10 protein-coding genes are annotated in these 13,512 nt (G+C 59.1%); 6 read left to right on the top strand and 4 right to left on the bottom strand.

The features are described 5' to 3' along the window. Window positions 1-83 precede the first annotated feature (83 nt). Window positions 84-809 (top strand): 1-acylglycerol-3-phosphate O-acyltransferase, encoded by a 726-nt coding sequence (locus tag WA145_RS12505; protein WP_422581884.1) that lies wholly within the window; start codon window positions 84-86, stop codon window positions 807-809. Between the two features lie 62 nt (window positions 810-871). Here WA145_RS12505 and WA145_RS12500 read toward each other — a convergent pair whose 3' ends face one another. Continuing rightward, the gene (locus WA145_RS12500; RefSeq protein ID WP_422581883.1) at window positions 872-1,771 is read right to left on the bottom strand and encodes a DMT family transporter; all 900 of its coding nucleotides are present in this window, start codon (window positions 1,769-1,771) and stop codon (window positions 872-874) included. A gap of 202 nt (window positions 1,772-1,973) precedes the next feature. On the opposite strand from WA145_RS12500, the gene aceK reads away from it, so the two are divergent. From aceK to WA145_RS12480, 4 genes are all read left to right on the top strand, one after another. Next, complete coding sequence (gene aceK, locus WA145_RS12495) at window positions 1,974-3,704, top strand: bifunctional isocitrate dehydrogenase kinase/phosphatase (RefSeq protein WP_422581882.1); 1,731 nt, start codon at window positions 1,974-1,976, stop codon at window positions 3,702-3,704. 5 nt (window positions 3,705-3,709) lie between these two features. Next, window positions 3,710-5,746, top strand: a complete 2,037-nt coding sequence (locus WA145_RS12490) for a TonB-dependent receptor family protein (RefSeq protein ID WP_422581881.1) — start codon at window positions 3,710-3,712, stop codon at window positions 5,744-5,746. 99 nt (window positions 5,747-5,845) lie between these two features. Further along, window positions 5,846-5,977, top strand: coding sequence for a PA1414 family protein (locus WA145_RS12485; RefSeq protein WP_422581880.1), 132 nt, complete (start codon window positions 5,846-5,848; stop codon window positions 5,975-5,977). A gap of 352 nt (window positions 5,978-6,329) precedes the next feature. After that, window positions 6,330-6,944, top strand: coding sequence for a tRNA-uridine aminocarboxypropyltransferase (locus WA145_RS12480; RefSeq protein ID WP_422581879.1), 615 nt, complete (start codon window positions 6,330-6,332; stop codon window positions 6,942-6,944). A 26-nt stretch (window positions 6,945-6,970) separates the two neighbouring features. Here WA145_RS12480 and WA145_RS12475 read toward each other — a convergent pair whose 3' ends face one another. Genes WA145_RS12475 through WA145_RS12465 form a run of 3 tightly spaced genes read right to left on the bottom strand, consistent with a single transcriptional unit; the run spans window position 6,971 to window position 11,877 of the window. Further along, complete coding sequence (locus WA145_RS12475; protein ID WP_422581878.1) at window positions 6,971-8,329, bottom strand: HlyD family type I secretion periplasmic adaptor subunit; 1,359 nt, start codon at window positions 8,327-8,329, stop codon at window positions 6,971-6,973. 8 nt (window positions 8,330-8,337) lie between these two features. Continuing rightward, window positions 8,338-10,488 (bottom strand): type I secretion system permease/ATPase, encoded by a 2,151-nt coding sequence (locus WA145_RS12470; protein WP_422581885.1) that lies wholly within the window; start codon window positions 10,486-10,488, stop codon window positions 8,338-8,340. A 33-nt stretch (window positions 10,489-10,521) separates the two neighbouring features. Then, window positions 10,522-11,877: a TolC family outer membrane protein gene (locus WA145_RS12465; RefSeq protein ID WP_422581877.1), complete on the bottom strand. Its 1,356-nt coding sequence runs from the start codon at window positions 11,875-11,877 to the stop codon at window positions 10,522-10,524. 438 nt (window positions 11,878-12,315) lie between these two features. Here WA145_RS12465 and WA145_RS12460 point away from each other — a divergent pair. Beyond that, on the top strand, window positions 12,316-13,512 hold a 1,197-nt coding region (locus tag WA145_RS12460; protein ID WP_422581876.1), incomplete at its 3' end, for a retention module-containing protein.

Below are 13,512 nucleotides of genomic sequence, written 5' to 3'. Positions count from 1 at the left end.
TTACGACCTCTGATCAGCATCAATTGCCGAAAGCAGTGCACGCCCGTACACTGCGCGCCTTTTTCCTATGACGGGCGTACCAAATGCTTTTTCTTCTGCGCATGCTGGCGATGGGCGTGCACTTTATTCTTGCGGGCATCCTCGGCCTGCTGCTCGGTATCTGCCGCCCGTTCAACCCCGATAACAGCCGTCTATGCGCACGCCTATACAGTCTTCCGGCGCAGTGGTTGCTGCGCTGGAAACTCAAGACCGATGTACAGCCGCTGCTGGAGCACCAGCGCTCGTGCGTGATCATCGCCAACCACCAGTCCAACTACGACCTTTACGTACTCGGCCGCGTGGTGCCCAAACGCACCGTCAGCATCGGCAAGAAGAGCCTGAAGTGGGTACCGTTCTTCGGCCAGCTCTACTGGTTGGCCGGCAATGTATTGCTCGACCGCGGCAATGCCGTGCGTGCCAAGCAGGCCATGCTCACCACCACCGACACGCTCAAGCACAAGGACACCTCGATCTGGGTGTTTGCCGAAGGCACCCGTAACCTCGGCAAGGGCCTGCTGCCGTTCAAGAAGGGCGCGTTTCAGATGGCAATTGCTGCCGGTGTGCCGATCATCCCAGTGTGCGTCAGCACCTACGTCAAGCATATCCAGCTCAACCGCTGGAACAGCGGCGAAATCATGATCCGCTCCCTGCCGGCCATCCTTACTGCCGGTCTGAGCCAGGATGACCTGCCGCAGCTGATTGAAACCTGCCGCGCGCAGATGCAGCAGTGCATCGATGCCATGGATCGGCAGCTGAGCGGTAACGCCTGACCCCGGCCTGTACCCCATGCAACATGCAGTGCTGTGTGTCTGGATGCTGCTCTTGCACCCGTTCAGGCCGCTACCTTGGCCACGCTACTCGGCCGCACCACCAGCCATAGCGCGATGGCGATCAGCACACCACCGTACAGATAGGCCCAGGACAGCGGCTCGTCCAGCAGCAATGCGCCCCACAGCACGCCGAATGGCGGGATGAGGAAGGTGGTGGTGCTGGCCTTGATCGGGCCGATGTCGCTGAGCAGGCGGAAATACAGCACGTAGGCGAATGCGGTACAGATAAAGCCCAGCCCTGCCAGGGACAACCACACGTCGAGCCCGCCCCAGCTGGCAGGCGGTTGAATGATCAAGGCGCCGCCGAACAGTGGCAGCAGAAACAGGCTGGCACCGCACAGGCTGGCGAAGGCGGTGAGGCGGTTATCCAGGCCGCCTTGCTGGCCGATCCAGCGTCGTGTGAGGAAGCCGGCAAAGCCATAGCAAGCGGTTGCTACCAGGCAGGCGGCAGCGCCCCAGAGCAGTGGCAGATCGAATTCCACCGGGCCGGTACGGGTCAGCACGGCCACCCCGAACAGGCCGATGGCCACGCCCGCAGCCTTGCTCAGGGTCAGGGCTTCGGCAAAGAACAGCATGCCGATCAACACCCCCATCATCGGCGTGGTGGCATTCAGAATCGCCGAATAACCTGCCGGCAGCACCAGTGCCGCCATGCAGTACATGGCCGAGGGCAGGCCGGCGTTGATCACCCCGAGGATCAGGCAATGCTTGAGCTTGCCACTGAAGTTCCAGCGCACGCCCATCAGCAGCAGAATCGCCAGTAGGCCGAGCATGCCCAGGCTGGCGCGGAAAAATGCGGTCGGCATGCTGCCGAGTACCGGCGCGACGATGCGCATAAACAGAAAACTTGCGCCCCAGATGGCAGCAAGCAAGAGCAGACGGATCAGGTCGGCAGGGCGCACAACGCACTCCATGGCAGCGGGAAAGGCCGAGCAGTGTTGCCGGGCTGTTGCGCCAAGGCAATGCGAAATGCGCTTGCAAAGCCGTTGATTGGCAATATTTCGTTGTAGATAAGCGCGTATCCAGGCATTGCCGGCTTTTACTTGGCGCTGCCACTGGATAAGCTCGGCGGATTATCCGTATTTCATCCGCAGGGGTTCGTTTATGCCACAGCAATGGCCGGCCAGCGCAATTGCCGCGCTTATCCTCGAAGGCTTCGATGATTACCGCGAGCAGTTCCGGCAGATCACCAACGGTGCGCGGGTGCGTTTCGAGCAGGCGCAGTGGCAGGAAATTCAGCAGGCTTCAGCGGCGCGTATTGCCTTGTATGAGGAGTGCGTCAGTGCGGTCAGTGCGCGCCTGCGTCAGGTTTATGCCGAAGAGGTACTGCTGGATGTGGTGCAGTGGCCGCTGGTCAAATCGGCCTATATCGCCCTGATCGATCTGCGTTACGACGATGAGCTGGCGGAAACCTGGTTCAACTCGATCTTTTGCGGTCTGTTCAGCCATGACCAGATCAACGATGGCTGCATGTTTATCCACACCACCCGGCCGGCGCTGCGGGTCAATGAGCGGGCGCCGCAAACCCGCCTGTATGAACCCAAGGGCAATATCGAACAGGCGCTGCGGCAGGTTTTCGAGGATTTCAGCTTCGAAGTCGGCTATGAAAACCTCGACCGCGATCTGGCGCGGCTGCTCAAGCAGCTGCACGCCAACCTGCCGGACTGGGTGTGCAAGGACCCGGACCTGCGCATCGAACTGTTCGCCTCGCGCCTGTACCGCAACAAGGGCGCTTACCTGGTCGGGCGCATCTACACCCGTGATGAGCAATGGCCGCTGGTGATCCCGCTGTTGCACCGCGAAGGCCAGGGTATCCAGATCGATGCGCTGATCACCGATGAGGCCGAGGTGTCGATCATCTTCTCCTTCACCCGCTCGTATTTCATGGTGCGGGTTGGCTACCCGGCGGAGTTTGTTGGCTTCCTCAAACGCATTCTGCCGGGCAAGCATATTGCCGAGCTGTACACCTCGATCGGTTTCTACAAGCACGGCAAGTCGGAGTTCTACCGCTCGCTGATCAACCACCTGGCGACCACCGATGACAAGTTCGTCATGGCCCCCGGCGTGCGCGGCATGGTGATGAGCGTGTTCACCCTGCCGGGTTTCAACACCGTGTTCAAAATCATCAAGGATCGTTTCTCGCCGTCGAAGAACGTCGACCGCGCCACGGTGATTGAGAAGTACCGTCTGGTGAAAACCGTCGACCGGGTAGGGCGCATGGCCGATACCCAGGAGTTCGCCGATTTCCGCTTCCCGCTGAGCAAGTTCGACCCGGAGTGCCTGGCCGAGCTGCTGGAGGTCGCGCCGTCTACCGTCGAGGTCAATGGCGACACCGTGCTGGTGCGCCACTGCTGGACCGAGCGGCGCATGACCCCGCTCAACCTGTATGTGGAAAGCGCCAGCGCAGCCCAGGTGCGCGAAGCGCTGGATGACTATGGCCTGGCCATCAAACAGCTGGCGGCGGCGAATATCTTCCCTGGCGACATGCTGTTGAAGAACTTTGGCGTCACCCGTCACGGCCGCGTGGTGTTCTATGACTATGACGAGATCTGCTACCTGACCGAAGCGAATTTCCGCCGTATCCCCCAGGCGCGCTACCCGGAAGATGAAATGTCGTCCGAGCCCTGGTACTCGGTGGCGCCGCTGGATGTGTTTCCCGAGGAGTTCCCGCCGTTTCTGTTTGCCGATATGCAGCAGCGCAAGCTGTTCAGCGAGTTGCATGGCGAACTGTATGACGCCGACTACTGGAAAAGCCTGCAGGAGGCGATTCGGGCCGGCAAGGTCATCGATGTGTTCCCCTATCGGCGCAAGGACCAGGCCGACAAGGAGTATTGAGCGGCGTGCGTCTGTCGCTCTGCGTGATTGCTGCCGGTATCTGGCTACTGGCGGATAGCGCCATGGTTGCGGCTGGCGAACCGGGTGCAGCAGTCGAGCTGGCGCCGTTGCTGATCACCTCGCCACGCAGCACCATGCGCTGGTTGAGTACGCCGGCTGCAGTGACGGTGATTGATGCCGCTGCTGCGCCCGGTGAACAGGCACTCGCGCTGGACGCCTGGCTGGCGCGGGTGCCGGGCGTGTTCAGCCTCAACCGTTACAACCTGGCCCAGGGCCTGCGCCCGGCGATTCGCGGCTTTGGTGCGCGCGGCAATTTCGGTGTGCGCGGCATTCGCGTGCTGGTCGATGGGGTGCCCTTGACCATGCCCGATGGCCAGAGCGAACTCGACGGCCTCGACCTGGGCCTGGTCGAACGCATGGAAGTGCTGCGCGGCCCGGCTTCGGTGCTGTACGGCAATGCCGCTGGCGGCGTGCTGGCGATTGAAACCCGCGAGCCGCCGGCTTTGCCCTTGATGCAGTTGGACCTGAGTGCGGCAGGGCTGGGTTATCAGCGTATGCGCGGTGAAATCGGCGGCAGCCAGGGTAACCTGGGCGGTTTGCTGGCCTTTAACCGCACCGTGCTCGAGGGCTATCGCCAGCACAGCCAGGCGCACACCAACAGCCTGACTGGCAAGCTGCGCTGGTATGCGCCAACGGGGCGTTTGCGTCTGAACTTCAACGCCATCGATAACCGCGCCGAAGACCCGGGCGGCCTGACCGCCGCTCAGGTAAAAGTGGATCGCCGTCAGGCAGCACCGAACAACCTGCGCTTCGATGCCGATGAATATATCCGTCAACAGCGTCTGGGCCTGGTCTGGGATGGTTTTGCTGCGGGTGCCGATGAGTACCAGGTGCGCAGTTACCTGGGGCACCGAGAGTTTGGCAATCGACTGGGCTTTGTCAACGGCGGACAGACGACCTTCGCGCGCTATTTCAGTGGGGTTGGCGGGCACTACAGTCATCACCGCGCGCTGCTCGGCCTGCCCCATAAGATCACCAGCGGCTTTGATCTTGAGGCGCAGCGTGATGATCGTCGGCGCTATGACAATTTGCTGGGCGAGCGCGGGCAGTCTCGTCAGCAGCAGGATGAGTCGGCGTTGAGCCAGGGGCTGTTTATCGAGGATCAGCTCGACCTGAGCGAGCAGTGGCAGGCCACGCTCGGGCTGCGTTATGACCAGGTGCGGTTGGCGGTGGATGATTTTTATCTGGCCGATAAGCGCGATGATTCAGGCTCGCGCAGCCTGGAGGACTGGAACTACAGCGCCGGTCTGAGTTACCGCCTTACCCCGCAGCAATCGCTGTATGCGCGGCTGGCCAGTTCCTTTGAAACACCTACCATCAGCGAACTGGGCAGCCCGCAAGGTGGCGGCTTCAACAGCGCCTTGCAGCCTGCCCAGGCGTTCAGTCGTGAGCTGGGCATCAAGGGCGAATGGCCTGCGCTGCGCTACGGCCTGGCGCTTTATCGAATTGAGCTGGAGGATGAGTTGGTGGGCTTCAGCCTGCCAACCCAGCCTGGGCGTAATCTCTACCGTAATGCCGGGCAGTCGCGCCGCGATGGCCTGGAGCTGAGCCTGGATTGGCAACTGGCCGACGCCTGGCGCTGGTCTGCGGCCTATGCCTACAACCGCTACCGGTTTGCAGATTATCAAACAGCTGCAGGCGACTTTTCCGGCAAGCGCATCCCGGGTATTCCACGGCAAACCCTGTTCAGCGAACTGGCCTATGAGCATCAGGAGGTTTATGTGCGCCTCGGTGTTACGGCCCAGGCACGGGTATATGCCAACGATGCCAATAGCCAGTCGGCTCCCGGTTATGCCGTGTTCAACCTGCGCCTCGGCAAGTGTTTTCAGTTGGGTGAGCAAAGCCTGGAACCTTACCTGGGTGTCGATAACCTGCTGGGGCGTGAGTATTTCGACAACCTGCGGATCAACGACGGCAATGCTCGCTACTTCGAGCCAGGGCCGGGACGTACTCTATATGCCGGCTTACGTGTGCTGTTTTAGCCGGCGGCGACGAAGTGGGCAGCAGGTTCAAGTGGCCTGAACTAGGCTGAAAGAAGGTGTCCAAGCACCTATTCGATGTCCTTGGTTGGAGGCTATTTTATGAGCGCCAAGTTGCAGAATGCCTTGCTTGATCTGTTGGTTGCCCTTGGCCTGTGTGAGCGGCCCAAACTGCAACCCATTCCCGTGCGCAGCAATGCGTCTGATGCCAAGTCGCTACTTCCGCGCCGCTAGGTCTTATCCGCCTGACCCTGCCCCAAGTACGGGTTGCGCGGCGATAAACCCTAGCTTGGGTTGAGGAGCGCAGCGACGAAGCCCAACGATCTATGCCAACGCCTGTTGGGCTGCGTTGCGCTCAACGCCAACCTACCCATTGCAGGCAATAGCTAATGGGTACTCGCCTTTTTCGTGAGCATGTTGCGCTGGGGCGCCGAGCATCTCAGGGTATTTACCCATACCCTGACAGCTTGGCGTTGCGCTGCAACCGCGGAGAGTCGGCTGTTTGCACGCTTATCGGCTCATCTCGCGGCAGCGGTGGGCCGATTTTCTAGCTGTTATGGCAAACTGCGCGGCTGAGGAGAAACCGATGCCACGCCCGCAATGCCCGCGCTGTACCCGCCCAGTTGAGCGCTGTTTATGTGCGCTTATCCCCTGTCTGGCCAGCCGTACTCGGGTGCTGATTTTGCAGCATCCGAGCGAGGTTCGACATGCGCTGAATACCGCGCGCCTGGCGGCGCTTGGCTTGAGTAATGCTGAACTGCTGGTGGGTGAGGTCTTCGAGTCGCTTGCGGCGCTGTTACAGCAGCCAGGGTATCGCGCGTGTTTGTTGTTTCCTGGCGAGCAGGCGCAAGCGCTGATGCAGTTTGCCGAACTGCACAACGAGCTGCCGCTGCTGTTGGTGGTGCCCGATGGCACCTGGCGCAAGGCACGCAAGTTGTTGCACCTCAATCCGTTGTTGGCGGCCTTGCCCAGGGTTGTGCTGCCGGCGGGCTTGCAGTCAGGTTACCGCCTGCGCAAAGCGCCGATGCCCGGTGCGCTATCCACCATCGAGGCGATTGTGACTGCACTGAATACCGTCGAGGCGCCGGTCTGTTTCGATGCCTTGCTCAAGCCTTTTGAGGTGCTGATTGAGGGGCAGATTGAGGCGATGGGAGAACAGACCTTCCAGCGCAATCACGGCAAGTCGGGTGCATTGCTCTGATTGCTCAGGCCCTTAGGTAGGCCATTTCAGCGCTCACGCATGGCTTCCGAGCGAGCTTTAAGCACCGGTTTGAGGAGGTAGTCGAGCACGCTTTTCTCGCCGGTGATGATGTCCACGGAGGCGACCATGCCGGGGATGATCAAGAGCGGGTGTTCCGCGCTGCCCAGATGGCTTTTATCGGTACGTACCTGGATCAGGTAGAAGCTGTTGCCTTCTTCATCGGTGATGGTGTCGGCACTGATCAGTTCCAGGTTGGCTTTGAGTCCGCCGTAGATGGTGTAGTCGTAGGCGGTGAATTTGACCATGGCTTTTTGCCCTGGATGCAGAAAGGCGACATCCTGCGGCCGTACCTTGGCCTCGATCAGCAGGCTGTCGTCCAGCGGTACGATTTCCAGCATGTCACTGCCAGGCTGTACCACGCCGCCAATGGTATTGACCTTAAGTTGTTTGATCACCCCGCGTACAGGGGAGACCACGGTGGTGCGGCTGACGCGGTCATCGATGGCTACGCTGGTGGCCGTTAGCTTCTTCAGTTCGGTACGAATTTCATTGAGTTCCTTGAAGGCGTCGGAGCGAAAACTCAGCTCAGACTCTTCAATCTTGCTCTTGATTTCTTCCATCGCCGATTCGGCTCTGGGTATTGCCAGGTTAGTGGCGTCCAGGGAGCCGCGAACTTCCACCAGGCTGCGGCGCAGGCGAAGGATTTCCACCTGGGAAATGGCACCGGTGGCGACCAGCGGTTGTGACATATTCAGTTCTTGCTGCAACAGGCCCATGCTGGAGCGGTATTGCTGGGCCTTGGCGCGAAACTCGGCCAGTTCCTGATGTTTTTGCTGCAGTTGTTCGCCGAGCGTGCGCTGCTCGCTTTGTAGACGATTTTGCCTTGATTGATAGAGCGCCAGCTCATCTTCGGCCAGTTGTGGGGCCTCGCGCAGGATATCCGCTGGCATGCTGATCGGGCGGCCTTCAGCTTCTGCGGTTAAACGCTCGACCCGGGCCACCAGAGCCAGGCGGTCGGCTTCAGTTTCGCCGCGGTTGGAAAGAAAGCGCGTGTCGTCCAGACGCAGCAGTACGGCACCTTTTTCGACGATCTGGCCTTCGCGCACAAATATCTCACTGACGATGCCACCTTCCAGGTTCTGGATGACCTGAATCTTGCTGGAGGGGATGGCTTTGCCTTCACCGGTGGTGACTTCCTCCAGTACGGCAAAGTTGGCCCAGATCAAGGCCACGATCAGGCATGCGCTGACCACCCACACGGTGATACGGGTGAACCAGGGCGAGTCTTCGAGAATGGCGCCGTCGACTTCCGGCATAAACTCGGTGTCCTGCTTGCGTTGGTGCATGCTGGCGAAGTAATCGCGAATCGAGGTGCTTATTTGCATGAGCGTTCCTATACCGCCGCAGGGCCAACTCGACCTTTACGTAGTGCTTCAATCACTGCTTCTTTCGGGCCATCGGCAACAATATGGCCGTTGTCCAGCACCACCAACCGGTCTACCAGGCTAAGCATGGAGGCGCGGTGGGTGATCAGCAGCATGGTTTTACCCTGGGCCCAGGTTTGCAGGCGGTTACGCAGGATTTCCTCGCTGGTGTTGTCCATCGCGCTGGTGGGTTCATCCAGCAGCAAAATCGGCGGGTCGAGTAACAACGCGCGGGCCAGCAGTACGGCCTGGCGTTGGCCACCTGAAAGCAACTGGCCGCGTTCGCCCACAGGGCGGTCGAAGCCTTGCGGGTGTTGCCGCGCCAAGTCGACCACGCCTGTCAGTTCGGCCACTTCGAGCATCCGTGCATCGCTGACGTAGCGTGCGCCTAAGGTCAGGTTGTCGCGCAGGCTGCCGGCCAGTAGCGGCAGGTCGTGGGCGACGTAACCAATCTGATGGCGCAAGTCGGCCACGTCGAGCTGACGCAGGTCAAGGTTGTCCAGCAGGATTTGCCCTTTATCCGGGCTGTAGAAGGCCATCACCAGGCGCGCCAAGGTGCTCTTGCCTGAGCCGCTGCGGCCGATGATGCCGATGCGTTCACCCGCCGTCAGGCGCAGGCTGATGCCGGCAAGCGCCGGAGTAGTCTGTCCGGGATAGCTGAAGGTGACATCGCGTACATCCAGCGCGCCATGCAGCTGTGTGCGGTCCAGTGGGCGTTGCTTGGCCTGACGCTCCTGCGGCAGGGCCATCAGCGCGTCGGTGCTGGTCATGGTCAGGCGCGCTTGCTGGTAGCGGGTGATCAACCCAGCAATCTGCCCCAGCGGCGCGAGAATGCGGCTGCTCAACATGTAGCAGGCAACCAGCGCACCAACGCTGAGGTTGCCAGCGATGATGATGTAGACCCCGGCAACAATAGTGGCCATGCCGGCGAACTGCTGCAGAAACAGGGTGCCGTTGGTGGCGATTGCTGCCAGTGAGCGGGCATGGATATCCAGGCGGGTGAGGGCACCATGGGTTTTTTCCCATTGATGCTGGCGTTCACTTTCCGCACTGCAGGCCTTTAGCATTTCCAGGCCGCCGATGGTTTCGATCAACAGCGCTTGGCGTTGCGAGGCCAGTTGCAGGCTTTTTTCCACCGTATCGCGCAGGCGCGCCTGAATGATAAAGGCGAAAAGGGCGGTAAGCGGAAAGGCCAGTAAGGGGATGACCACCAGCCAACCGCCGATCAGCCAGATCACCGTAATCATCAAAAATGAGAAGGGCAGGTCGATCAGGCTGGTGAGGGTGACGGCCGTGAGAAATTCACGCAGGCCCTGAAAATCATGAATGCTTTGGGCAAAGCCGCCAATGGTGGCCGGGCGGGCCGTCATTGACATGCCCGTGATGCGTTCGAACAAGGTGGCCGACAACACCACATCGGTTTTCTTGCCGGCGGTATCCAGCAGGTGGGCGCGCAATATTTTCAGCAGCAGCTCAAAGCCCATGCCGATAAACAAACCGATGGCCAGCACCCAGAGTGTCGAGGTGGCCTGGTTGGGCACGACGCGGTCATAGGTCTGCATCACAAACAGCGGCACCATCAGGCCGAGCAGGTTGATCAGCAGGCTGGCGAGGATGGCATCGGTGTACAGCCAGCGCGACAGCTTTAGGGTGTCGCGAAACCAGGCTTCGATGCGTGGTATGAGTGGCGAGCGTGCCTCTTCCAGCTCATGCCGTGGCCGGGCAAAGAAGGCTTGGCCGCTGTACTCGCTGGCCAGCTGTTCACGGCTGACCCATTGCTCGCCGCCATCGGTTTCGCAGGGCAGGATCAGCGCCTGGTTCTTCGGGCCCCATTGACGCAACACAGCACTACGGCCGTTCTTCAACAGCAGCAGTACGGGAAGATTGAGGGTTGAGATGCTGGCCAGGTCGCGTTGCAGCAAACGTCCTTGCAAACCCGCCCGCGCTGCAGCGCGGGGTAGCAACTCGGCGGTCAGGCGCTGCTCTGCTAAGGGCAGGCCTGCACTCAGGCTGCCACGGCTGGCTGAGCAGCCGTGGAGTTTGCACAGAATCAACAAGCCATCAAGCAGCGGGTCATCGTGATTAAGACGCGGGTCGCTGGATGACCCCGGCCGTTCCATGGTGGTCAAGGTCTACTACTCCTTATGCCGGTTCTACTTCATGTCCGGCAGGCGGGCCTCGCTCTTCACTTCGGTGAGGGCTACAGCTTCTGCCGGTACAACCACTTGCTGTTGACGCAACAAGTCACCCATCGCTGCGGTTACCCGGTACATCGAGAACTCTTCGCTAAAGCGCACTTCGCTGTAGCGGCGGTTAGCGGTAAAGAGCTCGTTCTCACTGTCCAGCAGGTCGAGCAGGGTGCGTTGGCCCAGGCTGAATTGCTGTTGATAGGCTTCGCGAACCCGCGCGGTGTAGTCCGCATAATCACGCGCTTTGGGGGTTTGCAGTCGAGCGTTTTCCATGGCGTTCCACGCCAGGGAGAGGTTTTCGTTGAGTACGCGTAGGGCGTTGTTACGGATATCCATCGACTCATTGATCTGGTGGGCAGTCGATTGCAGGCGCGCCTTATCACGCATGCCGTTGAACAGGTTGTAGTTCATCACCACGGCCGCACGCCAGCCGTTGTTATGACCTTCATCGCCCTGGGTGTTGTTGTCGGCATTGGTGGCCAGCTCAAGGTCAACACGTGGGTAGAAGGTCGATTTGGCAACTTCGTATTGTTTTTCGGCGGCTTGCACGTCGGACTGTGCGGATTTCAGGAAGGGGTTGTTATCGATTACCGCTTGCCGGGCTTCAGTGAGGTTTTCTGGCAATGAACCTTTCAGTGAGGCCGGGGAGTCCAGCTCGTCGGGCATGCGGCCAACGGCACTGAAAAAGTTGGCTTCAGCGTCGGCCAAATTTACCTGCTCGGTATAGAGGTTGTTCTCGGCCAAGGCCAAACGTGCTTCGGATTGGTCAAGGTCAGCCGTACTGCCAACACCTTGCTGGCTACGCAGGCTGATCTGATCGTTAATGCGTTGATGGGCCTGCAGGTTGTTGCGCGCCAGCTCAACCATTTCGCGGCGCATCAGCAGGTCCAGGTACACCTCTACGGTGCGCAGAGCCAGGCTTTCCGAAGTCCCCAGCAGGCGATAGGCGCGCGAGTTCACCACGGCCTTGGTGCGCGCCACCTCATTGGGCGTATTAAAACCATCAAAAAGCATTTGCCGCAGACGCAGCTCAGAGGTGCCGTAATTCAGTGTTTCGGTATTGTGGTTACCCAGCGCTCGGGTGCTTGGGCTGTCGGTGTGTTCACGGCCGTAGCCCACCAGCAGGTCGACGGTTGGCAGGTAACCGCCTTTGGCAATCTTGACGTCTTCATCCGATGAAAGGCGGCTGTTAGCCCCAGCATGAACCTCCGGATGGTTGTCCAGGGTGCTTTGAATCGCCTCTGACAGAGTGATGCCGTGTGCCTGGGTACAGATCGCTGCCAACACGATACTGCTCCATAAAGGGTTGAGTGCGCGCATCTGGTAACTCTCCTTATAAGATTCTCTAAATCCTGTCGCCAAAAAAATGGCGTATTTGATCTGGTGAACTACACCTAGTCTGTAACATCACAGCTAAGAACACTTTTCAGCGTAGCTAAGAAAAAATTGTTACAAGCCCTATAAGAAAAAAATCTTATGCAGCCTGAGAAAAGCAGCACATTGTTTCATCCAGAAGCCGTGCATTTCGTGCTCTTAAGTGGCGTGCGCGACTAAAACAGATGGTCAGGTACGACAGGGGCGGGATCTTTCTGGTGTGGTGGGCGACGTGGGTCAGGGTGACAGTTTTTTGTCGTTTTTGTTTTTGAGTGCAACGTCGTTGTAATTCAGCCAGTGGTTTTGTTCTCTCCTCAAAGGGTGTTTTGACCTTTTATGACATACGTGTCGACGGTGGTCGGCAGTTGTAGTGAGGATGGAATCATGGCTACTTTGATTGGTGTCGTCAGCCAAGTTATCGGCGAAGTCTATGCAGTAGCTGGCGATGGAACGCGTCGGCCACTCAGTGAAGGTGATCGAGTTTTTGTAGGGGAGCAAATCGTTACCGGGGCCGCTGGTTCTATTGCGATTGCCCTGAGCAATGGGCAACAACTTACCCTGGGTCGTGACAGTAGTCTTAACCTCACCGAGCAAATGCTCGCAGGCAGTTCCAACCAACCAGCCCCCACTGCTGATACGCCTTCGGCGGCGCCAAGTGATGGCGATCTGACTGATGTTGAACAATTACAGGCCGCCATCGAGGCTGGCGTCGACCCGACTCTTGAAGGTGAAGCAACTGCTGCCGGACCAGGTGCAGGAGGCGCAGGCGGTGCTGGTGGTGGCGGGCACTCTTTTGTTCTGCTGGGTGAAACCGGCGGTGCGCTGGACCCGGTTATTGGTTTCCCCACCGAAGGGCTGAGTAGTGGGCCTGAATTTCCCGATCCTGAGCCGGTGGTTGCTGATGAGCCAGAAGTGCCTGCAATCGACTTTCTTCCGAGTGCAGGGGGAGTTGAAGCTTCTATTGATGATGACGGCCTAGAAACTGGCAATGCCGGCAGCTCTGCGGGAGATTCAACCGTTCCAAATTTCGATGGCGATGATAAAGAATCAACCTTTAGTGGAGCGTTAGTTTTTGATTTTGGCGGAGATGGTCCGGGGTCGATAAGTTTCTTTGCAATGGACGGGCTCGGAGCGACATTGGGTGCAGAGTCCATTGTTTACAGCTGGGATGCAGCCACAAACACCCTGTCAGCCATTGCTGATGATGAGCGTGGAGTCATCTTTCAGGTAGTGGTTAACCCAATTTCAGGCGCTTATACAGTGACGTTGCTGCAGAACGTGCTGCATGAAAGCTTGGATGGTCAGGAGGGGGACGATACTGAAAATGATGCTCTAGCAACCTTGACTTACACGGTTACCGACTCGAATGGCAGTGCTGTAAATGGTGTGCTGAGAGTTATCTTTGATGACGACATGCCAAGTGGAATTGATCAGGCTCGTCCGATTGAAAGGATGGTTGAAGAAGATGGCATGTCGAAGACGGCGGCCAATGGTCTGCCGGCGGACAGTGCCGAAGGCAACAAGGAGGTTGGCGACAGTACAACCGACGACGAAGCGAGCGCAGGTGCTGGCAGCCTGAGT

Source organism: Pseudomonas sp., from assembly GCF_049301935.1.
Taxonomy (GTDB): domain Bacteria; phylum Pseudomonadota; class Gammaproteobacteria; order Pseudomonadales; family Pseudomonadaceae; genus Aquipseudomonas.
The sequence above is the reverse complement of the archived record's forward strand: the minus strand, read 5'-3'. Positions and strand labels throughout refer to the sequence as shown.